This is a genomic window from Magnetospira thiophila (assembly GCF_054657015.1).
This window is the reverse complement of the sequence record NZ_BAAHXF010000001.1, coordinates 461,929-486,818: the sequence shown is the minus strand read 5'-3', so window position 1 is coordinate 486,818 and position 24,890 is coordinate 461,929. Positions and strand designations below refer to the sequence as shown.

Genomic DNA, 24,890 nt, shown 5'->3' with positions numbered 1-24,890 from the left:
TCCTTCTCAAAAAAGGGAGACGGTTGAGCCTCATGTAACCCCGAATGCTTGCCAGGTCCAGACCAACGGACGATATTGGGTGGTAACGCCACGGGAGTCCGCATGTGCCGCCGCTATTGTTTTTCCTTGCCCTGACGGTTCTGGTCGTCGTCGCGACGCCAGTGCAGGCGGCCAAGCCCACCGGCCTGCCGGACTTCACGCCGCGATCAGACCTGATCATGACCGATCCCCTGGTGCGCCGGGTCCAGGAAGCCCTGACCAAGGAAGACCTGTACCACGGCCCGGCGGACGGGCGCATGGACGAGGCCACCACCCGCGCCATCCGCGCCTATCAGCGCCGTTCCGGGCTCAAGGAAGACGGGGAAGTCAGCGAGGAATTGGCCCAGCATATCGAGACCGCCTTTCAGATCCGCAATCTGTTGCAGCGGTTGGAGGCGGCCCGTTCGCTCAATATCGAGAAGGCCCGTCGATCACTGCTCGATAATCCGGCCACCCGGCATTTGCTGGACGAACCGGCGGAAGATACCGAAATCGCCGATCCGACCCGCGATCCGAGTGCCTGTTTCTCCCGTCCGACTCCGGCCTGTCTGTTGTTCGAAGCGGCGGAAAGCACCAAGCAGGTGGCACGCGACGAGCTGCGGTTCTGGGCCTTGGGTGAAGTTCTGGTGGCCCAGACCAAGGCCGGTCTGGCGGAGGCGGCGACGGTCACCCTGCGCCGCATCGGAGACCCGCGTCTGGTCATGCGTTCGCTGCGCGATATTGCCATTGCCCGCGCCGATGCCGGACGGTTGAGCGAAGCGTTGGATGCCGCCGCCATCATCCCCGACCCGGTGCGTCGGGCCGAGGCCCTGACCGCCATCGCCGCTGCGAGCCGCGACGGGGACTCAATGGAAAAGGCCCAAGACTCTGTGGCCGCCGTGCCTGACCTGGACAACCGCATCAGCCTGATGTGCCAGCTGGCGGTGACCCAGTCGCGCAACGGCGCGCGGGTGGCGGCCAACGATACCCTGACCCGGGCGGAGGACATGGCCCGCCGCCCGGAAAACGGAGCCTTGCGCGAATCCGCCCTGCGCCGCATTGCCACCGCCCATGCCGAAGCCGGTCAACCGGAGCGGGCCTTGGCCCTGCTTGACGATTTGTCCGACGACAGTGAACGTCTGACCGTCTTGATCGCCGCCGCCAACGCCCAGGCGCAGGCCGGGCAGACCGACGCCGCGCTGATCACCGTTGCCCTTATCGAAGCCGACCGCTATCGGCCCGCCGTTCTGGCGCTCATCGCCCTGGCTCAGAATCAGCAGGGCGACGGAGTTTCGGCCCGCAATACCCTGACCCGAGCCATGGACGACTGCACGGCTATTCCCTACCCCTATGCCAAGGCTTTCGCGGTCAGCCGGGTGGTTCTGGCAATGATCGAAATGGTCGGCACGAGCGAAGGCTACGCCCCCGATGACGTCCTCGAAGCGGCGGCGAATATCGACGAGCCCCGGCTGCGGGCCGAGGCGCTGTGGGCCTTGAGTGCCCGGTTGCGCCAACTGGGGAACAAAGCCGCGCAAACCCGCGTCGACGCGGCGGCGCAGGAGGCCTCGAAAGCCATTCCCAGCCGGTTGTCGCAGGTTTGGATGCTGGCGGATCTCAGTCGATCCTGGATGCTGTTGGGCGATGTCCCGGCGGCCCGCCAGTCGTTCCGCCAGGGATTGAAGGTCGCCGCCGACATGGGCAATGCCTGGGGGCGTGCCCGTGCCCTGGCCAAGCTGGCCTCGACCCTGGTCGACCTGGAGGATTAAGTCGGCGCGGGGATTGCACCCCCTGCCGATCTTTGCCAAATTGCCGGTTCCTCTGCCCTCGCAACAAGGATTCCGCCCGTGAATATCAATGGCACCCATTACCGCACCATCTGGACCGCCGCCGACGCGCGTTCGGTGGAAATCATCGATCAGACCCGGCTGCCGCATCTGTTCGAGATCGTTCGCCTGACCCGCATGGAGGACGCCGCCTCGGCCATCGCCGACATGCTGGTGCGCGGGGCGCCGCTGATCGGGGCGACGGCGGCCTATGGCATGGCCCTGGCCATGCGCACGGACTCTTCGGACAGGAATATCGAAGCCGCCTCAGCAACGCTGTTCAAGACCCGCCCGACGGCGGTCAATCTGCGCTGGGCGTTGGATGAGATGAAGGCGCTTCTGCTGCCTTTGGCCGCCAGCGAACGGGAAGAGGCCGCCTACCGCCGTGCCGCCGAAATCGCCGACGAGGATGTGACATTGTGTGAGGCCATGGGCGACCACGGGCTGGAGATCATCCGCAAGCTGTGGGAGAAAAAAGGCAAACAGGGGCGGATCAACGTGCTGACCCATTGCAATGCCGGGTGGCTGGCGACGGTCGATTGGGGCACCGCCACGGCCCCCATCTACAAGGCCCATAACGCGGGCATTCCCCTTCATGTGTGGGTCGACGAGACCCGGCCGCGCAATCAGGGCTTCAACCTGACCGCCTTCGAACTGGGTCAGCACGGGGTGCCCCATACCTGCATCGTCGACAACGTGGGCGGCCACCTGATGCAGCATGGGGAGGTGGATCTGTGCATTGTCGGCACCGACCGCACCACAGCGTCGGGCGATGTGTGCAACAAGATCGGTACCTACCTCAAGGCTCTGGCGGCGCACGACAACGGGGTGCCGTTCTATGTCTGCCTGCCCAGCCCAACCATTGATTGGCGGGTTCATGACGGGGTGCGCGAGATCCCCATCGAGCAGCGCGACAGCACCGAGGTCACCGAGATCTGGGGCCGGACCAAGGACGGCGGCACCGGCACTGTCCGGGTCATCCCCGAGGGCAGCACGGCGGCCAACTACGCCTTTGACGTCACCCCGGCCCGATTGGTCACCGGCCTGATCACCGAACGCGGTGTGGCCGAGGCCTCGCGCAAGGCGCTGGCCGACATGTTCCCGGAAAAGGTGGAGGCGTGAAACGACTTGGTCTCGCGCTCGTTGCCGCCTTGATTCTGGACGGCCCGGCCCAGGCCCAACGTCCGTCCAATTATTGGCAGGCCCTGTGCCAAACCGATCCCACGCCCTGCATCGGGGTCGTTGAGGGATTTCTTCAGGGGCTCGACAAGGGTCTGCGTCGCATGGACGGATATGACCGTCTGTTGCTGAGGGCGCGCGACGGCAAGACCCTTGAGGCTTGGCCCCCTGATTCACGGATACAGGCCCGCCGTCAACTGTTGGCCTGCCTGCACGACGATACGTCCGCCGAAATTCTGGTGCCGATCTGGATGGCCTACCTGGTCCGACGTCCCGAAGAGGCCGGGGATCCGGTGGGCAAGACCCTGCCCGCAGCCATCCGGGACCGGTTCACCTGTCCTTAACATCGGTCATTGTGGCATCTTATGGCTTTCACGGATACTATGTCAGGAGCGGCTGATCGACTGTGGATATTGAGAGGCACGCATGCCCAGGTTCACATGGAAGGACGAGTATCAGGTTGGGGATGGGGTCATCGACCGGCACCATCGTCAGTTGATCGAGCTGGCCAATTATCTGCATCAGGCGGTGCAGGAGAAAAAGGATATGCTGATCCTGCAAGATGCGTTCAACGCCTTGCTGCTGTTCACGCAGGTTCATTTTCGGGCCGAAGAGGAAATGTTCGAGGCCCTCGGCTGCCCGATTCTGGAACAGCATAAGAAATTGCATCGGGAACTGGAAACCGAAGCGCGCAGCCTGTGCCGTCAGAATCAGGCGGGATTCCAGGATATGATCGGCCCGACCCTGGAAAACTGGGTTGAGACCCGGCTGGTCCGTCACATGATCGTCGAGGATAAAAAAATGGCGCAGGCCGTCGAGGCCGCTCAGTTCGATTTCCTCTAGTTATTTCCAGCAGCCCACGCGGACGACGAACTTCTTGGCCAGCGCAAAGCGGTCCTTCTGAGCGAGAGGGGACGTATCCGTTCCAGCCGTGGTCACCTCAATCCTGTTGCGCTTCAGAAACTGGCGGGTGACGTCGAGACGGATGGCAAAACTCAAATCGGTGATCAGCTGGCCCGTTTGCTTCTTCATGTTGGGCGCATTGACCTTGGCCACGACCACCCCAACGATGTTTCCCGCCTCGTCCACCACCGGGCCGCCACTGTTTCCAGGAAAGACCTCGCCTTTCATGCTGAACCAGGGATGTCGCTCGCCCAGTTGCTTGCCATAGGTCGCCGCGATGTACTTGGGGTTGATGGGGGGCAGTGTGAGGGTCGGATAGCCGACGGCGGCCAGGGCGGCCCCCGCGCTCGGTTGCGTCGGGGCATGGAATTTGGCCACACCGACGGGTTTCAGGGCGCTCTTGAGCAGCGCCAGATCGACCTCCTCCCAATCATCCAGAAGCTCGACCGCGCCCGCTTGACCGGTCGGGGTCTCCACGGTGATGAGCTTGCATCCGTCGATGACATGGTGGTTGGTCAGAAGATGGCCGCTGGAGGTGATGAAAAAACCGCTGCCGATGCCGCTCTTCTTCCGGCCCTGGGTGATCTTCGCCAGGGGATCGACGGCGTCCGCATCGCGAATGATGTTGCCGTCCGGTCCCCGCCGAATCACACCACCCTTCCAGCCCGACAGGTCCGACGGCTTGGCCGTTGCAGGCATCCAGGTACCCGCCGCAAATAGGGCAACCATCAGAAAAAGGAGTGAAAGTTTCTGAAGCGCATCTTTGGGCGGAGTTGACATTGGACCCGTCTCAGCAGCCATCCCTGTGAGGCCATTGTAATTCTATTGGTAAATCAAAGCCATAAAAGAAAGAAGGGGCGGAGGATTTCTCCTCCACCCCCTTGCTCTTTCCCCCCGAAAAGAGCCTTGTTTCAAAGCCGATCAGTTGGTCGGCTGGGCCGGAGCGGGCTCGGCAGGCTGCGGGGCCATCGGCTGCGGCGCGGCGTAGGGGTTGCCCATCGGCGCACCGCCATAGGGCGCAAAGCCGGGGCCAGTGCCGGGGTTGCCATAGGGACCCTTGGGGCCATGCTCCAGGAATGCCTCGCGACGGGCGTCACGCTGCTTCTGCATGGCGGCGCGCTGTTCCTCGGCGGCCTTCTGCATGGCGGCGCGCTGCTCTTCGGCGGCCTTCTTCATCTCTTCCATACGCTCGTTGCTCGGCTGGGCCTGGGTTTCCTGGCGGGCCTTGGCTTCGGCCTGCATCTTTTCCATCTGGGCCTGGCTGGCTTCCCGACGCGCGTCGGCCGCCTCTTTCATTTCACGGCGCTTGTCATAGGCGCGGCGCATCTGTTCGTTGCGCATGGCTTCCACGTCGTCGCGGGACAGCGGCGAGAACACGTCGGCGGCCTTCATGTTGGCCTCAGACAGAGCCTTCATGGCCGCTTTCTGTTTTTCAGCCGCAGCCTTGAACGCCTCACGACGCGCCTTGATGTCCTCTTCGGACATGGGGCCACGGTTTTGCTGCATGGAAACGCTACGCATTTCCTGCTCGGCTTCCTGCATGGCCTGGAGCGCATCCATGCGAGCCTGCCAGGCCTGACGGCTGGCTTCATTTTGCTCGCTCATGTGCTTCTGAGCCCGTTCCTGCATTTCGCGGGCGTATTCCATCATCTTCTGGCCGTATTCCATCATCTGCTGGGCGGTGCGTTCCTGGGCGGCGCGCAGCACTTCCGGATCAGGCGAATAGGGCTGGAAAATCGGTGCCACTTCTTGCGGCGCGACGGCGGCCTCATCGGCAGCCTGGGCGAAAGAGACGAGTCCGGCAGCAACAACGGCGGCCAGGGCGGTGGTGGTGAAAAGCTTTCTCATGATAACTCCCCCGAAAAAAATACATCCTGCACCTGGGCCGACGTTCCCTCGCGGCTTGGTGAATGCCGGTAATATATATTAGTCGGCTCTAATATTCAAGAGCACTAATATAGAATTTTGCAAGGTATTGGATTCACGAAAGGAATCCGCTTCTTACGCCCCGGCAACCGGTCCGGTTGTGGCCTGAATCCGTTCCTGAAGATGACGGGCACGGGTCAGGGAATCGACCATGGTCTGATCATCGTCGTAAAGGCGATTAATTTCAAGGGTCATGGAGAGTCCGGGGGGCAGGGGGAGGCCGACCAGGGCCTGTTCGAAGTCGATATTGCCCCAGCCCAGGGGAAGGTGCAGGTCCCCCATGCCATACGCCATGACCTCGGGATAGTTGGCCCGTTCCAGCGTCGGCGGACGACCGAACGAATCGTGCAGATGCAGATGGCGCGTTACGGGAGCCATTTCTGACAGGTCGGCACGCAGGTCGTGACCCCGGTGAGTAGCGGCGATATGGGCATGGCTGACATCAATGGTGGCGCGCAGGGCCGGATGATCGACCGCCCGGACCTGCGCTGCGATGCTCTGGGTCTCAATACCGTGGTTGTCCAGTTCGCCATGCAGGGACTCGAGAATCACCGGCATGTTTTCAAGGCACAGAGTCACCCCGCGTTGCGCCGCGTCCTCGGCCAATCGGGACAGGGCGTCACGTTCCAGAGCCAACAGACCGGAACGGTCGGCGCTCAGATGACAGGGATCAACCCACCCCGGATGCACCACCAGCACCGGCGCGCCAACGGCGTGACAAAACGCGATACAGGCACGGGCGACACTCATATGCAGGTCCGCATGCACAAGATCCATGAAATTGAGGATCAACGGCGCATGCAGGGTGATGCCGATGTCATGGCGGGCAATCACATCAGTCAAGTGCCGCAACCGGACGGGATTGAGTTGTCCGCCGACGATGACCGCACAGGCGGTGATCGACAGCTCCGCATGGTCGAAACCGAATTCGCTCAACTGTCCCAGGCGGCGGTCGAGGGCGGCGGGGTCGCCATGGGGCACCATGGCCCCGATGCTTTGAATGATACGGCTCATGGGTCGGGTATAATCCGAACCTGTCCAAATAGGAACCCGTGCGTTTCTACTTGCTGTCGTTATGGTGTAATGGTAAATCTACAAGGCTATTTGTCGCTCCGTTGGGGGCGGGGGGGCCGCGACTCTAGGGTATGAGGGGCGGTGTGATTCAGACAAGGAGATCGGCTATGAATTGGGATGTCTATCCGCTTTTTCAATTGGTAATCGGCGTTGGCATGTTGGGCTATCTGTTCTTCGGCTGAAACCGGCCGAGCATGGACTTTGAACAAGGCGGTCTTCGGGGCCGCCTTTTTCTATGCCCCCTCGATACGGGCCAGCCACTGGGCTTCGTCGAGAATCTCAATGGTCCCGATGTCCTCGGCCTTCTTGCGTTTCGACCCGGCACCGGGTCCGGCGACCAGGATATCGGTTTTGCTGGAAATGGACCCGGCCACCTTGGCGCCTAATGCCTCGGCGCGGGATTTGGCCTCGGCGCGGGTCATACTTTCCAGGCTGCCGGTGAACACCACCGTCTTGCCAGCCACCGGCGAATCGGTCATTGACGGCACGGCAAAGTCGGGCACGGTCAAAAACGCCTGCAAGGCGTCCATGACCTCCCGGTTATGGGGCTCGCTGAAGAAGGCCACCAGATCGTCGATCATCGCCGGGCCGATGCCGTCGATTTCCGAGAGCTGCTGTCGCGCCTCGGACCCGACGACCGCCGCCGCCTGCATGGCTTTCCGCCAGGATTCCAGCGATAAATAATTGCGGGCCAGGGTTTTGGCCGTGGCTTGTCCAACCTGCGGGATGCCCAGGGCATAGATAAATCTATCGAGAGTCATTGTGCGACGCTCGGCAATGGCCTGGATCAAGTTGCTGGCTGATTTCTCGCCCCAGCCTTCGCGGTCGCGCAAAGTCTCGGCTTGAAGGCCGAAAATATCCTGCGGCTGTCTAATCAAGCCATCTTCCCAGAACGCCTCCACCTGTTTTTTACCCAACCCTTCAATATCGAAGGCATCGCGGGAAACGAAGTGTTTCAGCCGTTCCACCGCCTGGGCTGGGCAGATCAGGCCGCCGGTGCAGCGGGTGCGCGCCTCGCCGTCGAGCCTTTCCGCGTGGCTGCCGCATTGGGGGCAGGTGGTCGGAAAATCAAACGGCTGGCTCTGGGCGGGGCGTTGGGCAAGCACCACCTCCACCACCTGCGGGATGACGTCCCCGGCCCGCTGGATGACCACGGCGTCGCCTTCGCGGATATCCTTGTCGCGGATGTAATCCTCGTTGTGCAAGGTGGCGCGGGAGACCACCACGCCGCCGACGGTAATCGGTTCCAGCTCCGCCACCGGGGTCAGGCTGCCGGTGCGCCCGACCTGGATATTGATCTTATTGAGCCGGGTGATGGCTTTCTCAGCCGGGAACTTATGGGCGATGGCCCAGCGCGGGGCGCGGGCGACGAAGCCGAGTCGCTTTTGCCAGTCCACCCGGTCGACCTTGTAGACCATGCCGTCGATGTCGTAGGGCAGATCGGCGCGCCGGGTTTCCACGTCGCCATACAGCGCCATGATCTCGCCCAGCGAGTCGCAGACCCGGGCCAATGGGTTGGTCGGAAAGCCCCAGCGCTCCAGATCGTCGAGAAACGCCCTCTGGCTGGCCCATTCCTTCCCCGTCACTGCGCCCCAGGCATAGGCGAACAGGCTGAGGCGGCGCGCGGCAGTGATCGACGGGTCCAGTTGCCTGAGCGATCCGGCGGCGGCATTGCGCGGGTTGGCGAACAGCTTGTCGCCCCGTTCCGCCTGTCGCGCATTGAGGGCGGCGAAATCCGGCTTCGACATATAAACTTCGCCGCGCACCTCCAGCACCTCCGGCGCGTCTTTGAGGGTTTGCGGAATCTCATCGAGAGTCCGCAGGTTGGCGGTGATATCCTCGCCGGTCGTCCCGTCGCCACGGGTCGCCCCGCGCACGAAAACGCCGTTCTCATAGCGCAGGGACACCGACAGGCCGTCGATTTTCGGTTCGGCGACCACCGGCACCGGCGCGTCGTCGGGCAATCCCAAAAAGCGCCGGATGCGGTCAAGAAAATCGGCCACATCGGTTTCGTCGAAGGCATTGCCCAGCGACAGCATGGGCACCGCATGGGTTACCTTGCCAAAGCCGGAGGCTGGCGCGGCGCCGACTTTTTTCGAGGGGCTGTCCGGGCGCACCAGCAAGGGAAAGCGGTGCTCGATGGCCTGATTGCGCAGGCGCAGGGAATCATAGTCCGCATCGCTGATGGTTGGGGCGTCGTCCTGGTGATAGGCCTTGTCGTGGGCGGCGATGGTGCGCGCCAGTTCGGCCAGTTCCTGCTCCGCCTCTTCGGAGGTGAGCTGCTCCACCGGCATCTCCCGCAGCTTCATGCCGGGGTCTCCAGCAGGCTGTCGGCGGCCCCCCGCGCCGCCTCGGTGATTTCCGCCCCGGACAGCATGCGGGCCAGTTCCTCTCGGCGGCTGGTATCGTCGAGCCGGGTCACGGTGGTGCGGACGCTGTCCGTTAGCGCCTCTTTGCTGACCTTCCAGTGATGGGCTCCGCGCGCCGCCACTTGCGGCGAATGGGTGACCACCAGCACCTGCACTTGTTCGGATAGCCGCCCCAAACGCTCACCCACCGCATGGGCCACCGCGCCGCCGACCCCGGAATCCACTTCGTCGAAGACCAGAGTGGGGATGGGATCGGCGTCGGCCAGACAGGCTTTCAGGGCCAACATGAAGCGCGCCAGCTCACCGCCTGAGGCAATCTTGTTCAGTGGTCCCGGCGGGCTGCCCGGGTTGGTGGCAATTTGAAACGCCACCCGGTCGCGGCCATGGGCACTCCAGTCGGCGGGATTGTCCGAGGTGGTGACTTGGGTAGCGAACACCGCCCGTTCCAGCTTCAACGGAGGTAATTCCTGGGCCACGGCGGCATCGAGTTTTTCCGCCGCCTCCCGCCGTCCCTGGGTCAGCCGGTCGGCGGCGCGCAAATAGGCCTCGCGGGCGGCGCGGGCATCCTTGCGCAGGGTCTCCAATTGCGCTCCGCCATGATCCAGCCCCTCCAGCCGGGTGGCGAGCCGGGTATGCAGGGCGGCCAGATCATCCACCTGGACGTTATGCTTGCGGGCCGCCGCGCGCAGGGCGAACAGGCGTTCCTCCACTTGTTCCAGATGCCGGGGGTCCAGGTCAATGGCCTCGGCATTGCGTTGAATTTGCTCCCGCCCCTCGGCCACTTCCACCGCCGCCCGGTCGAGTGCCGCGATGGCCTCGTCCAAACGCCCGTCCATCTTTTCAAGGATGCGTTCCAATTGCCGTTGCGCTGTGCGCAGAGCGTTTTCGACGCCGTTGCCCTTGTCCAAAGCAGCACTGGCGGCGGATAGGGCTTCCAGCAGTTTTTCGCCATTCTGCATCAGGCCACGGCTTTCGGCCAATTGCTGTTCTTCCCCGGCTTGCGGTCCAAGAAGGCGTAATTCCTCCACCGCATGGCGCAGGAACTCTTCGTCCTGGCGGGCTTTCTCCAGATCCGCTTGCGCCTTGGCCACCGCCTGTTCCACCGACGACCAGAGCCGGAAGGCCCCGGCGGTTTCCGCCCGTGGCGTTTGCAATCCGGCATAATTGTCAAGAATGGCCCGATGGGTGGTCGGGTCGAGCAGGCCCTGGGTATCGAACTGCCCATGCACTTCCACCAACGATTCGCCCAGTTGGCGCAGCAGGGTGACGCTGGCTGCCTGATCATTGACCCAGGCCCGGGAGCGGCCGTCCGGATTGACCACCCGGCGCAGAATGATCTCGCCGTCACCGCCGTCCAGCCCCTGCTTTCTCAACAGGTTGCGCGCGGGGTGGGTCGAAGGCAGGTCGAACGCCGCAGTCACCGCCGCCTGATCACAGCCGTGGCGGACGAGCCGCGCCTCGGCGCGCTGCCCCAGGGCCAGACCGAGGGCGTCGAGCAGGATGGATTTGCCAGCCCCGGTCTCGCCGGTCAGCACGCAGAGTCCGGGCTCGAAGTGCAGGTCGAGGCGATCAATGAGCACCACATCACGAATGGAGAGACTGGCCAACATGGGTCGATGTCCGGCTGACTAAAAGACGTCCCACCAGGGGGGGGAGGCCTTTTCGGTATTGGGGATGACCCGCGGTTCGTCGTCCTGGCTGTCCCAGATCTGGTACCAGGGTTCTTCCTCGTCGTTCGGACGTCGGAAGGTCTTATTTTCCACCATCTCGAAGGAATCGATGTACCACTCGCTGCCGGGGAAGTTATGGCCCAGGACGGCGGCGGTGCGTTTGGCCTCGTCGGTGACGCCCAGGGCCAGATAAGCCTCAACCAGACGATGCAGGGCCTCGGGGACGTGGGTGGTGGTCTGATATTCCTCGACCACCCTTTTGAAACGATTGATGGCCGCCAGATAGTGGCCTTGATGCAGGTAGTAGCGCCCGATTTCCATCTGCTTGCCCGCCAGATGGTCGATGGTCAGGTCGAGTTTGATCTGCGCATCGCGGGCATAGCGGCTGGCCGGAAAACGGCTGATCACGTCTTTCAGCGACTGGGTGGCCAGGGCGGTCATTTTCTGGTCGCGGGTGACATCGGAAATCTGCTCGTAGTAGCACAGGGCCTTCAGGTACAGAGCATAGGGCGCGTCGGCGTGGGAGGGATGCAACTGTAAAAAGCGGTCCAGGGCGACGATGGCCTCGTCATAGGCGTTGTGCATGTAAGAGGAAAAGGCGGCCATGATCTGCGCCCGGGTGGCCCATTTGGAATAGGGGTGCTGCCGCTCCACCTCGTCGAACTGCTTGGCGGCTTCTTCGAATTCCCGATTTTCCAGAGAGCTCTGCGCCTGATTGTACAGTTCCTCCACCGGACGCTCGATATATTCCTTGGGTTTTTTATCGCCGCAGGCGCTGACCAGACCGATCAGCGCCAAGGCCATCCCGGCGGTGCGCAACGAAGACAAAACGAAGGAAAAGGGGCGAATGGTCATGATCGGCAACGGGTCCCTGACTGCGGAGCAGGGGCGAGTATACAACGCCCGGCCCGCCTTCGGGCAAGAGACGAATGACCCCGGGTCAAGAAAGTCCGATCAGGCGGTGGCGGCCAGGGTCGGGGTGGCGATGTCCGTGGCAAGCAGATCCTCGGCGGTCAGTTCGACCATCGTCCATTGGCTCGGGTCGGCGAACAGGGCGCGAAGCACCGCGTTGTTGGCCTGATGACCGCACCGGGCACCCTGGAAACATCCGAGAATCGGTGCTCCGGCCAGATAGAGGTCGCCCAGGGCGTCGAGCATTTTGTGGCGCACGAACTCGTTATCGTAGCGCAGGCCTTCCTCGTTCAGCACCCGGTCGCCGGAAACCACCACGGCGTTGTCCAGTGAACCGCCCCGGGCCAAACCCATGGCGCGCAACTGTTCCACCTCGTGCAGGAAACCGAAGGTCCGGGCACGGCTGAGTTCATTCTTGAAATCGTCGTGATTGATCGAAATCTGCATTTCTTGACGGGCGATGGCGGCGGAGTCGAAATCAATCTCAAAGCCCAGGAGCATGCCCGGGGCGGGGCTCAACTCGGCATAGCGCTTGTCGTCGCCGACGGAAACCGGCTTTTCAACGCGGATGGCGCGGCGCGGCGCATCCTGCTCCAGTCGTCCGGCGCATTCGATCAAAAAGACGAAGGGCGCGGCGCTGCCGTCCATAATCGGCACTTCCGGGCCGTTGATGTCGATCTCCACATTGTCGATGCCGCATCCGGCCAGGGCGGCCATCAAATGCTCCACGGTGCCGATGGTGGCGCCTTCGGCGTTGCCGAGGGTGGTGCAGAGGCGGGTATCGACCACATGATCCCAACGGGCGGGTATTTCCGCGCCGCGTCCGGAAATGTCGGAGCGATGAAAAACGATGCCCCGTCCCGGATCGGCGGGGCGAAGGGTCATGGAAATCCTGGCCCCGGTATGCAGGCCGACGCCGGAACAACTGATAGAGCTTTTGAGGGTCGCCTGATGCAGAACCTGGGGCGGGTTGCTTTTCACTGGAGTTGCCGTGCGCTTTTGCTTTTGCATAGAGGCCGTCCCTTATGAGGTTCTTTGCAGGCTTACATGATCCAACTTTGACCCAAAAAAAGGGCTCCGGTTATGTTTGTAGCAATCATTCCCGGAGCCCTCAAATCAATCATTGTTTCGAAATGTTACTGGATTCGTTCGACTTTCCATTGGTTTGGCAAGACGGAGCCTCAGTTGGACTGACGCCGCAGGAAGGCCGGGATATCCAGCATGTCTTCTTCCGAGGTACTCCCCGGCAGGCGATCCCCGGCATTCAGGCTGGCCGCCTGCTGTCGGGCAATTTCCCGTTTGATTTCAATCTGTTCCTGGTCAGCAGCCGAAGCCCGCCCGAACAGGGAGGATTTGGGCGTGGCGACCTTTTGCTCTGACCTGGCCCATCCGGTCCCGGTGACTCGCTCGAACAGACTCGGGCTGCGTTCCGGTTCTGCCGGTTTGCGGGGCTGTTTCCGCTCGACGGGAGTCGCCGCCTTGGGCGTGTTAGTGATGGCGGCGCGGGCGAACGGATCAGCCGCCGTCGGGGCCTGTTCCGCTTGGGCGCGGGCCGGTTGCGGCGGGATGAAGGTCACCTTCTCCGGTGCCGCCTGGGCGGTTGCCTCGGCTTTCGGCGTCACACTGGGGGTGGCGACCATCGGTTCGACCTGAATCTTCACCTCAGGTTCCTGGCTGGCGATCGACGGGGTTTGTGCCGGTTGCGGCGTGCCCACGCTGGTGCTGTGCAGGGCCGGACGAGGACGGGCCACGGCTTCAGCGTCGATGCCGGTGGCAACCACGGAAACCCGCAGGCGGCCTTCTAGTTTTTCGTCGAAAGTGGAGCCGAAGATGATGTTGGCGTCCTGATCCACTTGATCGCGAATCAGGTTGGCGGCCTCGTCGACCTCGAACAGGGTCATGTCCATGCCGCCGGTGATGCTGATCAATACGCCCTGGGCGCCGGAGATCGAGGCATCTTCCAACAGCGGATTGGAAATGGCGGCTTCGGCGGCCTCGATGGCGCGCTTTTCGCCCTCGGCCTCGCCGGTGCCCATCATCGCCTTGCCCATTTCGCTCATCACCGACTGGATGTCGGCGAAGTCGAGATTGATCAGGCCGGGCATGACCATCAGGTCGGTGACTCCGCGCACGCCCTGATGCAGCACGTCGTCGGCCATCTTGAAGGCGTCGGCGAAGGTGGTTTTCTCGTTGGCGATGCGGAACAGGTTCTGATTGGGAATGATGATCAGGGTATCGACCTGCTTTTGCAGTTCCTCAATGCCCATCTCGGCCAATCGCATACGGTTGCGGCCTTCAAAGCTGAACGGCTTGGTGACCACGCCGACGGTCAGGATGCCCTGTTCACGAGCTGCCTTGGCGATGACCGGCGCGGCTCCGGTGCCGGTGCCGCCACCCATGCCTGCGGTGATGAACACCATGTTGCAGTCTTTGATATGCTCCAGGATGTCCTTCATGGACTCTTCGGCGGCCTGACGACCCACGTCGGGACGGGACCCGGCCCCGAGACCCTTGGTGAATTCCATGCCCAACTGGATGCGCCGATCCGTTCGGGCGTGGGCCAGGGCCTGGGCATCGGTATTGGCGACCACGAAGTCGACCCCTTCCAGATGCGCCTGGATCATGTTGTTGACGGCGTTACCGCCCGCGCCGCCGACGCCGATCACCGTGATACGGGGTTTCAGATCGGGGGCACCAGTGTCCTCGGGAATGCTCAGATTGATTGTCATTGCTCTACTCCATCCGCTCAACTGCATGTTTGGCTAAAATTGTTAAAAATTCCCTTCAGGGAGGCTCAATATCAAAAATTCTCCCGCAGCCATCGTCCGACCCGTCCGAGGGTGCTGGTGGGTTCGCGCAGCGGGCGGAGACTGAGAATCTCCGCCAGATTGTCGTTGGAAAAGGCGTGGTGCAGCAGACCGGCGCTGACCGCGAACGCCGGACCGGCGACCGCATCGGCCAGCCCCTTGATGCGGGTCGGACGCCCGATGCGCACCTGTTTGTCGAGAATGAGCGCCGCCAGATCGCGCAGCCCGGGGAGCTGCGACGCGCCCCCGGTGAGCACCAGACGCCGTCCGCCGACCCGGTCGAATCCGGCGCTTTCCAGGGTGCCGCGCACCAGTTCGAGGGTTTCTTCCAGACGCGGCCGGATGATGGTGTTCAATTCGGCCCGCGACACCTGATGCAGGTCGCCGCCGTCTTCTTCTTCGCCGATCAGCGGCACGCTTAAGGAATCATGCTCGTCAGCCGGGGAGGCGATGGCGCAGCCGTGCAGCACCTTGGCCCGCTCGGCCTCGCTGAGCGAGGTGGACAGACCGCGCGCGATATCGTTGGTCACATGGCCACCGCCCACCGGCAGACTGGCGGTGAACACCATTTCGCCATCGAAGAAGACCGAGATGTTGGTCGTCCCGCCCCCCATATCGACCACCGTGGCCCCCAGTTCGCGCTCGTCGTTGACCAGGGTCGACAGACCGGCGGCATAGGGCGCGACGACGGTGGAACTGACATCCAGATGACTGCCGGCGACACAGGTCACCAGATTGCGCAAGGGGCCGCTGCCGGCCCGCACCAGATGCAGATTGACTCCCAGCCGCTGACCGTACATGCCGCGCGGATCGCGGATGCCACGGTTGCCGTCGATGCTGTAGCCGACGGGCAGGGCGTGAATCAGTTGCTGTTCGACGGGGGTATCGCCCTGTAGGCGGGCCGGATCAATGATGCGACGCAAATCATTGTCGTCGATTTCATGACCGGCGATGGAAATCTCGTGCGCCACCAGCCGCGAGTCCAGACTGGTGCCGCCCAGCGAAGCGACCACCGAGTCGATGTTTTCACCGACCATTTTCTCCGCCGCTGAGACGGTGGCGCGAATGGCGTTTTCGGCGGCGTCCATGTCGATGATGCTGCCCGCCTTGACGCCGCGCGACAGTTGATGCCCGATCCCCACTACCTGCGGCTGGCCCTCCGCGTCGACGGCCGCCCGGGCAATCAGGCAGGCCACCTTGCAGGTCCCCACGTCGAGGGCGGCGATCAGGCCGTTTCGGGTTTTGCTCTTGCCGGGTTTCTGTTGCATCACTGCCATTCCTCAAAATCAATAAATCAGGTGGAGCGGCCCTTGCGGCGCGGTTGGGGCTTGGCCGGGTGGCCGCGCTTGACCACCAGCCGGTCGGGCAGGCGCAGGTCGACCGCCTTGATGTCGCGATCCAGCACTTGATGGGTCTTTTCGTAATTGGCCAGTCGCGACCAGGCGCGCGACGGACTTTCCTCGGGCAGTTGTACGTCGATGCCATTGTCCAGGCGCAGATTCCAGCGCCGTCCGCCGACCCGCACCGCCGCCTGTACCCGCTCCATCAAACTCGGCTCCGAGCCCAGGATTTCCAGCAGTCCGGCGGTATGGGCCGGGGCGTCCTCGCCGACCACCACCACCAGATCGGCGAACTGTTCGGCGGTGGCGCCGGGAATCTCTTCGCCGGAATCGTCGATTATGGTGAAGCTGCCTTCCTTCTGCCACAGGGCCAGCGGCGAGCGTTCCTCGATGCGCAACAAAACCGTGTCGGGCAGCAGCCGTTCGACCACCGCCGTGCGGACCCAGGGCAGGGCCTCGACCCGATCCCGCGCCGCCTTGGGATCGAAGGTCAGGATCGGCGCGTCCCGATCCACCCGCAGCGCCGCCAGCAGGTCGGCCCGGCTGGTTTCCCGCCGACCCTCGACCAGCACTTCGCCAATGCGCAGGCCGATGTCGGCGGACCAGGAGATGGCCTGCCAGCGGGCCTGTTCGAGCAGTCGCGGGCCCCAGCCCTGATGCCAGGTCCACCAGGTGCCGAGCGCCATGCCGCCGAGAACAACGCCGACCAGTCCCAGCCGGGTGCCGCGCTTGCGCCACCAGGGGGTGACTCGGGGGCGCGGCGCGCCGCTGCGGGTGGCGGTCATGTCCTGGGCGCCTTTGGGGGCCGCAGTGGCCGTCGATTTGCGTTTCGTCATCCGTCGTACTCCGCATGTTCGACCATCCAGCGCACCAGTTCGGGAAAGGAAATGCCCGCATGGGCCGCCTGTTCCGGAACCAGCGAGGTGGGGGTCATGCCGGGTTGGGTATTGACTTCGAGAATGGTCAGGTTGGTGCCGTCGAAACGGAAGTCGGCCCGCGAGACGCCGCGACAGCCCAGGGTGTCATGGGCCAGCACGGCAAGCCGCATGACTTCTTCGGCTACTGCCGGATCAATGTCGGCCGGGATCACGTGGCGCGAGCCGCCCTTGGCGTACTTGGCGTCGTAATCATAGAATTCGCGCTCGGTCATGATCTCGGTCACCCCGAGGGCGCGGTCGCCCATCACCGCGACGGTCAGTTCGCGGCCGGGCAGATAGGCCTCGGCCATGACCTTCTCGCCATAGGGCCAGGATTCGTGCTCGAACGGCCTTTCGTTGTCCTGTTCACGCACCATATGGACGCCGACGCTGGAGCCCTCGTTGGCCGGTTTGATCACATAGGGACGGGGCAGCGGATCTCCGGCCTGAAGCTCCGCATAGGTCACCATCTTGTCTGTCGCGACGCGGATTCCGGCGGCGGCGAACAGCCGCTTGGACATGGGCTTGTCCATGGCCAGAGCCGAGGCCAGCAGTCCTGAATGGGTGTAGGGAATGGCCAGGATATCGAGCAGGCCCTGCACGCAGCCATCCTCGCCGAACCGTCCGTGCAGAGCGTTGAACACCGCCACCGGACGCGGAAACAGGCGGGTCAGCCAGGAGCCCATGTCCCGCTGCACGTCGATCGGGGTGGCCTGATATCCGGCCTTTTGCAGGGCGCGGGTGACGGCGGCTCCGCTGACCAGCGAGACCTCCCGTTCCGCCGACCAGCCGCCCATCAGCACAGCCACATGTCTGTTCTCGCTCATGACGTCACCTCATGAAGGGGGGAACGCTCGGGCACGCCGATGCGCCGGATTTCCCAATGCAGGGACACACCACTGGTTTCGTAAACCCGCCGACGAACCTCCTCGCCCAGACCTTCCAGGTCGGCGGCGCTGGCGGAGCCGGTATTGATGAGGAAATTGCAATGCTGTTCGGAGACCATCGCGCCGCCGCGCCGCAGGCCACGGCATCCGGCCCGGTCGATCCATTCCCAGGCCCTGCCCTCGGGCGGATTGGCGAAGGTGCTGCCGCCGGTGCGTGAGCCGGTGGGTTGGCTGTCGGTGCGGGTCTGCTTGATCTCGGCCATGCGTGCGGCGATGGCCGCCGCATCACCAGGATTGCCGCGCAGCCGCGCCTCGACGAACAACCAGTCCTCGGGCGCGCCGCAGTGGCGATAGCCGAAAGCCAGGTCTTCAGGGTGCGCCTCATGCCAATTCCCGGACCCGTCCAGGGCGCGGCAGGAGACCAGCACGTCCTTGATTTCGCGGCCGTAGGCTCCGGCATTCATGCGCAAGGCCCCGCCCAGGGTGCCGGGAATGCCAGACAGAAATTCCAGCCCGCTCAGGTTTTCCGACTGGGCCGCCAGGGCGATATTCATATCCAGGGCCCCGCCCCCGGCAATTACATCCTGTCCCTCGATTCTCATGTCGGTAAACCCGCGTCCGAGGCGGATCACCACCCCCGGCACGCCGCCGTCGCGGACCAGCAGGTTTGACCCGGCCCCGATGAAGGTCAGCGGCACGTCCTTTGGGCGACCGGCCAAAAAGTCGGCCAAATCGTCGGCGTCAGCCGGGCGATACAGGACCTCCGCCGGGCCGCCGACCTTGAACCAGGTCAGGTGCGCCAGATCTGCTTCGACGCTATAGCGCCCCCGCACCGGAGGCAGGCGGTCGATCAGAGGAAGCATGACGGGGGCGACCATCATGACGCGCCCTCCTGCTTGTCGCCATAGCGCAGCCGGGACAGGGTGGCGGGCAGATCCTGCGCCCACTGGGTAATGTTGCCCGCCCCCAGACAGACCACCAGATCTTCCGGTCGGGCCAGATCGTTGATGATTTCCGGCAGGTCCTCGGGGCGGTTCATGGGCATCACCAGCCGGTGCCCGTGCTCGCGCAGCCCGGCCACCAGACGGTTGCGGTTGATGCCCTGGATGGGAGCCTCGCCCGCCGGATAGACGTCGGCCACCAGCACCGCGTCGGCGTCGTTGAAGCAGGTGCAGAATTCCTCGAACAGGTCGCGCAGGCGGGAATAGCGATGCGGCTGCACCACGGCGATGACCTTGCCCCGGCAGGCCGAGCGGGCGGCCTTCAGAACCGCCCCAATCTCCACCGGATGATGGGCGTAATCGTCGATCACGGTAATGCCGTCCACTTCGCCGGTCTTGGTGAACCGCCGCTTGACCCCCTCGAACGCGGCCAGAGCCTTGCGCAACACCGGGTCGGGTACCTTCATCTCGCTGGCCAGGGCGATGGTGGCCAGGGCGTTCTGGACGTTATGCTCGCCGAACATGGGCAGTTGCATGTTTTCCATCACCCGGGACTCGCCGCTGAGGCGGTCGGTGAGGGTGACATTGAAACGGGTGCCGTCCATGCTGGCTTCCAGATCGGTGGCCCGTACATCGGCCTGTGGGCTGAAGCCGTAGGTGATGATGCGGCGGTCCGAGACCCGGGGAATCAGCGCCTGCACTTCCGGGTGGTCGATGCACAAAGCGGCAAAACCGTAAAACGGGATGTTTTCGACAAAGGTGGTGAAGGCCTGGCGCAGCTTGTCGAACGTGCCGTAGTGGTCCAGATGTTCCGGGTCGATGTTGGTGACGATGGCGATGGTCGCCGGAAGCTTGAGGAAGGTGCCGTCGGATTCGTCGGCCTCGGCGACCAGCCATTCGCCATCCCCCAACCGCGCATTGGTGCCCCAGGCATTGATGATGCCGCCGTTGATCACCGTCGGGTCGAGCCCGGCGGCGTCGAGCACCGAGGCGACCAGCGAGGTGGTGGTGGTCTTGCCATGGGTGCCGGCCACCGCGATGGACCATTTCAGGCGCATCAGCTCGCCCAGCATCTCGGCCCGGCGGACCACCGGCAGCAGCCGCTTGCGGGCTTCCTGCACTTCCGAATTGTCGGGCTTGACGGCGGAGGAAATGACCACCACATGGGCCGCTTCCACGTTCTCCGACCGGTGACCGATGAACACGGTGATTCCGAGGCCGCGCAGCCGCAGCACATTGGCGTTTTCGCTCAGATCACTGCCCTGAACCTTGTAGCCCAGGTTATGCAGGATCTCGGCGATGCCGCTCATGCCGATGCCGCCGATACCGACGAAATGCAGGGTTCCGATGCTCAGGGGCAAGGCTCTCATGCGGCCATCCTTCCGATAGGGCGGGAACCGCCGTTGGGTTTATGGGTCATCACCGCGTCGACTAAATCAGCCAGCCCAGCCGCCGCTGCGGGACGGCCCACGGCACGGGCGCAGGCGGCGGTCTGGCGCAGGGTTTCGGGCTGTTCGGCCAACGCCATCAGACGGGCCGCCAGGGCCTCGGGAGTGAACGACGGTTGCGGCATCAGCCAGCCGCCGCCCACTTCATCCACCGCATGGGCGTTGCGGGTCTGGTGGTCGTCAGTGGCATGGGGATAGGGCACCAGCAGGGCCGGGCGACCGACACAGGTCATTTCGGCAATGGTCGATGCCCCGGCCCGGGCAATCAGCAGATGGCAGCGGGCCAGCCGCTCCGGCACATCGTCGAAGAACGGCGCCAAGGTGGCGCTCACATCGCTGGCCGCATAGGCGGCGCGCACCTGCTCCAGATCCTCTGGACGGCATTGCTGGGTAATCTCCAGCCGCTGTCGCAGTTCGTCCGGCAACAAGGCGGCGGCGGCGGGCAGCACCTGGCTGAACACATGCGCCCCCTGACTGCCGCCGAGGATCAGCAGCCGAAACGGGCCATCGTCGGACGGCACCAGATAGGGCACGTCCCGTTGGGCCAGGATCTTCGGGCGCACCGGCAAGCCGGTATGGACGATTTCGGCGCTGACCTTGGCGGGCAGGCCTTCCTGATGGCTGAACGACGTGGCAATGCGGTCCACCCGCGTCGCCAATAGCCGGTTGGCCCGGCCCAGCACGGCGTTCTGTTCATGCAGGATGGTCCGGCGGCCGCTAGAGGTGGCGGCGAGCACGGTCGGCACCGCCGCATAGCCGCCGAATCCGACCACCACCGCCGGTCGCAACCGTGCCAGCAGGCGGCGCGCCTGTAGGATGCCGATGGCCAATTCCAGCGCGCCGCGCAACTTGCCGAATAGCCCGCGTCCGGCCAAAGCGCCAGCGCGAATGCGATAGGTCTCCAGTTGCCCCAGCCTACCTCCATAGGCGGTGCCGCGCCGGTCGGTGATCAAGGCCAGACGACGCCCCCGGGACAGCAGTTCCTCGGCCAGAGCCTCGGCCGGAAACACGTGTCCGCCGGTGCCTCCGGCGGCCAGCACGATCAACGGGGAAGGCGCGGAATCCGTCATGCGGAGTCTCCCCGTCCGTTGCTTTTGCGGGTCAGGGCCAACACCATGCCGACTCCGAGGGCCAGCGCCATCACCGACGATCCGCCATAGGACAGGAACGGCAGGGTCATGCCCTTGGGCGGCATCAGGCTGAGGGTGGAGGCCATGTTGATCAGCGCCTGCAAGCCGAACTGGGTGAGCAGACCGGCAACCGCCAGCAGGGCGAACAGGTCATTGTCGGCCAGCACCCGGGCGAACCCGCGCAGCACGATGAAGGCGAACAGGGCGACCAGCAGCAGGCAGACGATCAGACCGAATTCCTCGCCGACCACGGCAAAAACGAAATCCGCATGGGCATCGGGGAGCACCTCTTTGACCCGCCCCTCGCCAGGGCCGCGCCCGAACAGGCCTCCCTTGAGAAAGGCTTCGGTGGCGCGGGCGATCTGATAGCCCTCGGCATCCGGGTCGAGAAAACGGTCGATGCGCAGTCGCACATGGTCAAAGGTGAAGTAGGCCCCGACGGCTCCCATCAGGAACATCACCCCGAGTCCGGCGACGATGATCAGCGGCAACCCGGCGAGGAAGAACTGCACCGCCCAGATGGCCGACAGTACGATGGTCTGGCCGACGTCGGGCTGCATCACCAAAAGGGCGGCAATCAGCAGAAACAGCGCGCTGGCGACCCAGTGACCGGGCAGGTCGCCATTATTGCGCCATTCGGCGAACAACCATCCGGAAATCACCGCGAAGGCCGGTTTGACAAATTCCGAGGCCTGCACCGACAGGCCGCCGAGGGACAGCCAGCGCACCGCCCCCTTGACCTCGGTGCCGATCATCAGAGTCAGCACCAGCATGCCCACGGCGACAATCAGCATGCCCAGGGCCAATCGGCGGACGCCTCGCGACCCGAGCATGGACACCGCCAACACGACGAGAAAGGATAACGGCAAAAAGACGAACTGCCGGTGGGTGAAATGGAAGGGATCAAGGCCGATGCGCGCCGCCACCGAGGGCGTCGCCGCCATGGCCAGCACCAGTCCGGAAACCACCAGGACAGCCAAGGCGACCAGGGACCAGCGGTCGACGGTCCACCACCAGCGCCCGAACAGGCTCGTATCGGTGCGGGAAAAGGTGCTCATGTGGGATCTCCCAGTGTCTGGACCAGCCGACGGAAGGCATCGCCCCGCGCCTCGAAATTGGCGAATTGATCGAATGAGGCACAGGCGGGCGACAACAGCACCACCGCGTGGCCGGTCCCGTTGCTCAGGGTCTGGGCATGGGCCACGCGCAGGGCCTGGGCCAAATCGCCGGATTGGGTGACGGGCACCCGGCCCGCCAATTCAGCGGCGAATCGGTCGGCCGCCTCGCCGATCAGATAGGCATGACGGACATGGGACAGATAAGGGAACAAGACGTCCAACGGGCCGTCCTTGGGCCGTCCCCCGGCGATCCAATAGATGGAGTCATAGCTGGCCAGGGCGCGCGCGGCGGCCTCCGGGTTGGTCGCCTTGCTGTCGTTGACGTAGGCCACCCCATGCAACGTGGCAACGGTTTCCATGCGGTGCGGCAGACCGGGATAGGTGCCGATTCCGGCGCTGACCTGATAGGGTGCAATCCCCAGAGCCCGGGCCACGGCACAGGCGGCGGCGGCGTTCTGGCCGTTGTGGCTGCCCGGCAGGGTGGGCACGGCGCGCAGGTCCCGAAGGCGCAACGCGACACCTTCTGTGGCGTCGGTCAACTGCCCGTCGGGGGCGGAGACGCCCTTTTCCAGCACGCTGGTCCCGGAAATCGGAATCAGGCGGCGCGGCTGGCCCGATAAACGTAATTGATCCAGCATATTGGCGCTATGCGGATCATCAATGCCGACAATTGCCACCCCGTTGTCCGGTTGATGGTCGAAGATGCGGGTCTTGGCGGCGATATAGCCGTCCAGGCCGCCGTGCCGGTCCAGATGGTCGGGCGAAATGTTGAGCATCACCGCCACGTCGAAGCGCGCCGAAGGAGTCAATTCCAACTGATAGGACGACATTTCCAGCACATAGATTCCGTCGGCTCCGAGCGGGGCCAGATCAAGCACCGGCGTGCCCAGATTGCCGCCCACCTGCAACGGACGGCGGGCCAGTTCGAGAATGTGGCCGACCAGGGCGGTGGTGGTGGATTTGCCGTTGGTGCCGGTGATGCCGACGAAGGTGGCTTCCGGGCAGGTCTTGAACAGCAGTTCCACGTCGCCGATGATCGGCACCCCGGCGGCACGGGCGGCAGCAGCCAGCGGATGCGGGGCCGGATGGGTATGGGGAATGCCGGGACTGAGCACCAGGGCGGCGATGCTGTCCCAGGACCACAGTTCCGGGGCGACCGGGGCAAGGCCCTCGGCGGACAGCTTGTCCCGCGCCGCCGCTTGATCGTCCCAGGCCAGCACCGTTGCCCCCCCGGCGCGCAGGGCGCGGGCGGCAGACAGACCGGAGCGGCCCAAGCCGAGGACCGCCACTGTCTGAGATACATATGCTGTCACTGGGATCATCAGGACGCCCTCACCGCAGCTTCAGGGTCGAGAGCCCGACCAGGGCGAGGATGATGGCGATGATCCAAAACCGGATGACGATGGTCGGTTCGGCCCAGCCCTTCTTTTCGAAGTGATGATGCAGCGGGGCCATGCGGAACACCCGCTTGCCGGTCATCTTGAACGAGGCCACCTGGACGATGACCGAGACAGTTTCAAGAACGAACAGTCCGCCGGTAATGGCCAATACCAGTTCATGCTTGGTGACCACGCTCATGGAGCCCAGCGCGCCACCAAGGGCCAGCGAGCCGGTATCACCCATGAAAACGGCGGCGGGCGGGGCGTTGAACCACAGGAATCCCAAACAGGCCCCGATCAGCGCGCCGCCGAACACCGCCAGTTCGCCCGCCCCAGGCACCGGATGCAGGTGCAGATAGCTGGCGAAGCCCTGATGTCCGACCAGATAGGCGATCAGCGCGAACACCGCTCCGGCGATCAGCACCGGTCCCACCGCCAGCCCGTCCAGCCCATCGGTCAGATTGACCGCGTTGGAGGCCCCGACCATGACGAATATCGCCATGGGCACGAAAAACCAACTCAACTGAAGCAGCAAATCCTTGAAAAACGGCACCGCGAGGGTGGTCGACAAAGGATCGGGCAGAATGCGCGAAATCCATAGGGCCGCCGCGCCACCGATGGCAACCTGCAACAGCAGTTTCAGGCGTCCGGACAGGCCGCCATGGTGTTTCTTGGTGACCTTCAGGTAATCGTCGAGAAAACCGATGGTGCCGTAGCCGAGGGTCACCCCGAGCACCGCCCAGACATAGCCGTTGGACAAATCGGCCCACAGCAGGGTGGCGATGGCCAGGGCCAGCAAAATCATGAAGCCGCCCATGGTCGGCGTGCCGCGCTTGGTCAGCAAATGACTCTCTGGGCCGTCTTCGCGGATTGGCTGGCCGTTACTCTGGCGATTGCGCAACATGCGGATGATGGCCGGTCCGAGGACGAAGCTGACCAGCAGCGCCGTCAACACGGCGGCCCCGGCACGGAAGGTCAAGTACTTGAAAATATTCAGGATCGGCAGGTATTCGGCCAGGGGATAGAGGAGATTATATAGCATGGTTGTT

Annotated in this window: 21 protein-coding genes; 4 read left to right on the top strand and 17 right to left on the bottom strand. The window is 63.9% G+C overall.

Annotation, left to right across the window (positions count from 1 at the left end):
* Window positions 1-104 precede the first annotated feature (104 nt).
* The 4 genes from ACYQ1P_RS02265 to ACYQ1P_RS02250 all read left to right on the top strand — a co-directional run bounded on the left by ACYQ1P_RS02265 (window position 105) and on the right by ACYQ1P_RS02250 (window position 3,863).
* Window positions 105-1,784 carry a peptidoglycan-binding domain-containing protein gene (locus tag ACYQ1P_RS02265; protein ID WP_460018757.1) on the top strand — a complete coding sequence of 560 codons (1,680 nt, stop codon included), beginning with the start codon at window positions 105-107 and terminating at the stop codon, window positions 1,782-1,784.
* Window positions 1,785-1,862: 78 nt separating this feature from the next.
* Window positions 1,863-2,963, top strand: a complete 1,101-nt coding sequence (mtnA, locus tag ACYQ1P_RS02260; RefSeq protein ID WP_460018756.1) for an S-methyl-5-thioribose-1-phosphate isomerase — start codon at window positions 1,863-1,865, stop codon at window positions 2,961-2,963.
* Window positions 2,960-3,364, top strand: coding sequence for a hypothetical protein (locus ACYQ1P_RS02255; protein ID WP_460018755.1), 405 nt, complete (start codon window positions 2,960-2,962; stop codon window positions 3,362-3,364). The genes mtnA and ACYQ1P_RS02255 overlap by 4 nt, the downstream gene beginning before the upstream one ends.
* Before the next feature lie 82 nt (window positions 3,365-3,446).
* Window positions 3,447-3,863, top strand: a complete 417-nt coding sequence (locus ACYQ1P_RS02250) for a bacteriohemerythrin (protein WP_460018754.1) — start codon at window positions 3,447-3,449, stop codon at window positions 3,861-3,863.
* On the opposite strand, the gene ACYQ1P_RS02245 is transcribed toward ACYQ1P_RS02250, so the two are convergent.
* The 17 genes from ACYQ1P_RS02245 to mraY form a co-directional block, all read right to left on the bottom strand.
* Window positions 3,864-4,622, bottom strand: coding sequence for a S1 family peptidase (locus ACYQ1P_RS02245; protein WP_460018753.1), 759 nt, complete (start codon window positions 4,620-4,622; stop codon window positions 3,864-3,866).
* A 222-nt stretch (window positions 4,623-4,844) separates the two neighbouring features.
* A complete protein-coding gene (locus tag ACYQ1P_RS02240) occupies window positions 4,845-5,771 on the bottom strand; it encodes a hypothetical protein (protein WP_460018752.1) in 927 nt (308 codons plus the stop codon).
* Between the two features lie 153 nt (window positions 5,772-5,924).
* On the bottom strand, window positions 5,925-6,863 hold the full coding sequence (locus ACYQ1P_RS02235; protein ID WP_460018751.1) for a sugar phosphate isomerase/epimerase family protein: 939 nt from the start codon (window positions 6,861-6,863) through the stop codon (window positions 5,925-5,927).
* A 293-nt stretch (window positions 6,864-7,156) separates the two neighbouring features.
* On the bottom strand, window positions 7,157-9,232 hold the full coding sequence (ligA, locus tag ACYQ1P_RS02230; RefSeq protein ID WP_460018750.1) for an NAD-dependent DNA ligase LigA: 2,076 nt from the start codon (window positions 9,230-9,232) through the stop codon (window positions 7,157-7,159).
* Window positions 9,229-10,902, bottom strand: a complete 1,674-nt coding sequence (gene recN, locus ACYQ1P_RS02225) for a DNA repair protein RecN (RefSeq protein WP_460018749.1) — start codon at window positions 10,900-10,902, stop codon at window positions 9,229-9,231. Before recN ends, ligA begins: the two co-directional genes overlap by 4 nt.
* A gap of 18 nt (window positions 10,903-10,920) precedes the next feature.
* The gene (locus tag ACYQ1P_RS02220) at window positions 10,921-11,817 is read right to left on the bottom strand and encodes an outer membrane protein assembly factor BamD (RefSeq protein ID WP_460018748.1); all 897 of its coding nucleotides are present in this window, start codon (window positions 11,815-11,817) and stop codon (window positions 10,921-10,923) included.
* Between the two features lie 99 nt (window positions 11,818-11,916).
* Window positions 11,917-12,885 carry a UDP-3-O-acyl-N-acetylglucosamine deacetylase gene (gene lpxC, locus ACYQ1P_RS02215; protein ID WP_460018747.1) on the bottom strand — a complete coding sequence of 323 codons (969 nt, stop codon included), beginning with the start codon at window positions 12,883-12,885 and terminating at the stop codon, window positions 11,917-11,919.
* A gap of 170 nt (window positions 12,886-13,055) precedes the next feature.
* Window positions 13,056-14,603 carry a cell division protein FtsZ gene (gene ftsZ, locus ACYQ1P_RS02210; protein ID WP_460018746.1) on the bottom strand — a complete coding sequence of 516 codons (1,548 nt, stop codon included), beginning with the start codon at window positions 14,601-14,603 and terminating at the stop codon, window positions 13,056-13,058.
* A gap of 71 nt (window positions 14,604-14,674) precedes the next feature.
* Window positions 14,675-15,949, bottom strand: coding sequence for a cell division protein FtsA (ftsA, locus tag ACYQ1P_RS02205; protein WP_460018745.1), 1,275 nt, complete (start codon window positions 15,947-15,949; stop codon window positions 14,675-14,677).
* A gap of 26 nt (window positions 15,950-15,975) precedes the next feature.
* On the bottom strand, window positions 15,976-16,857 hold the full coding sequence (locus tag ACYQ1P_RS02200; RefSeq protein WP_460018744.1) for a cell division protein FtsQ/DivIB: 882 nt from the start codon (window positions 16,855-16,857) through the stop codon (window positions 15,976-15,978).
* Complete coding sequence (locus tag ACYQ1P_RS02195) at window positions 16,854-17,765, bottom strand: D-alanine--D-alanine ligase (protein ID WP_460018743.1); 912 nt, start codon at window positions 17,763-17,765, stop codon at window positions 16,854-16,856. The genes ACYQ1P_RS02200 and ACYQ1P_RS02195 overlap by 4 nt, the downstream gene beginning before the upstream one ends.
* Window positions 17,762-18,706: a UDP-N-acetylmuramate dehydrogenase gene (gene murB, locus ACYQ1P_RS02190; protein WP_460018742.1), complete on the bottom strand. Its 945-nt coding sequence runs from the start codon at window positions 18,704-18,706 to the stop codon at window positions 17,762-17,764. The genes ACYQ1P_RS02195 and murB overlap by 4 nt, the downstream gene beginning before the upstream one ends.
* Entirely contained in the window at window positions 18,703-20,136 is a 1,434-nt protein-coding gene (gene murC, locus ACYQ1P_RS02185; RefSeq protein WP_460018741.1) for a UDP-N-acetylmuramate--L-alanine ligase, read from the bottom strand. Before murC ends, murB begins: the two co-directional genes overlap by 4 nt.
* Entirely contained in the window at window positions 20,133-21,284 is a 1,152-nt protein-coding gene (murG, locus tag ACYQ1P_RS02180; protein ID WP_460018740.1) for an undecaprenyldiphospho-muramoylpentapeptide beta-N-acetylglucosaminyltransferase, read from the bottom strand. Before murG ends, murC begins: the two co-directional genes overlap by 4 nt.
* The gene (locus tag ACYQ1P_RS02175) at window positions 21,281-22,402 is read right to left on the bottom strand and encodes an FtsW/RodA/SpoVE family cell cycle protein (RefSeq protein WP_460018739.1); all 1,122 of its coding nucleotides are present in this window, start codon (window positions 22,400-22,402) and stop codon (window positions 21,281-21,283) included. The genes murG and ACYQ1P_RS02175 overlap by 4 nt, the downstream gene beginning before the upstream one ends.
* On the bottom strand, window positions 22,399-23,784 hold the full coding sequence (gene murD, locus ACYQ1P_RS02170) for a UDP-N-acetylmuramoyl-L-alanine--D-glutamate ligase (protein ID WP_460018738.1): 1,386 nt from the start codon (window positions 23,782-23,784) through the stop codon (window positions 22,399-22,401). The genes ACYQ1P_RS02175 and murD overlap by 4 nt, the downstream gene beginning before the upstream one ends.
* Before the next feature lie 10 nt (window positions 23,785-23,794).
* Window positions 23,795-24,883 (bottom strand): phospho-N-acetylmuramoyl-pentapeptide-transferase, encoded by a 1,089-nt coding sequence (gene mraY, locus ACYQ1P_RS02165; RefSeq protein ID WP_460018737.1) that lies wholly within the window; start codon window positions 24,881-24,883, stop codon window positions 23,795-23,797.
* Between the last annotated feature and the right edge of the window lie 7 nt (window positions 24,884-24,890).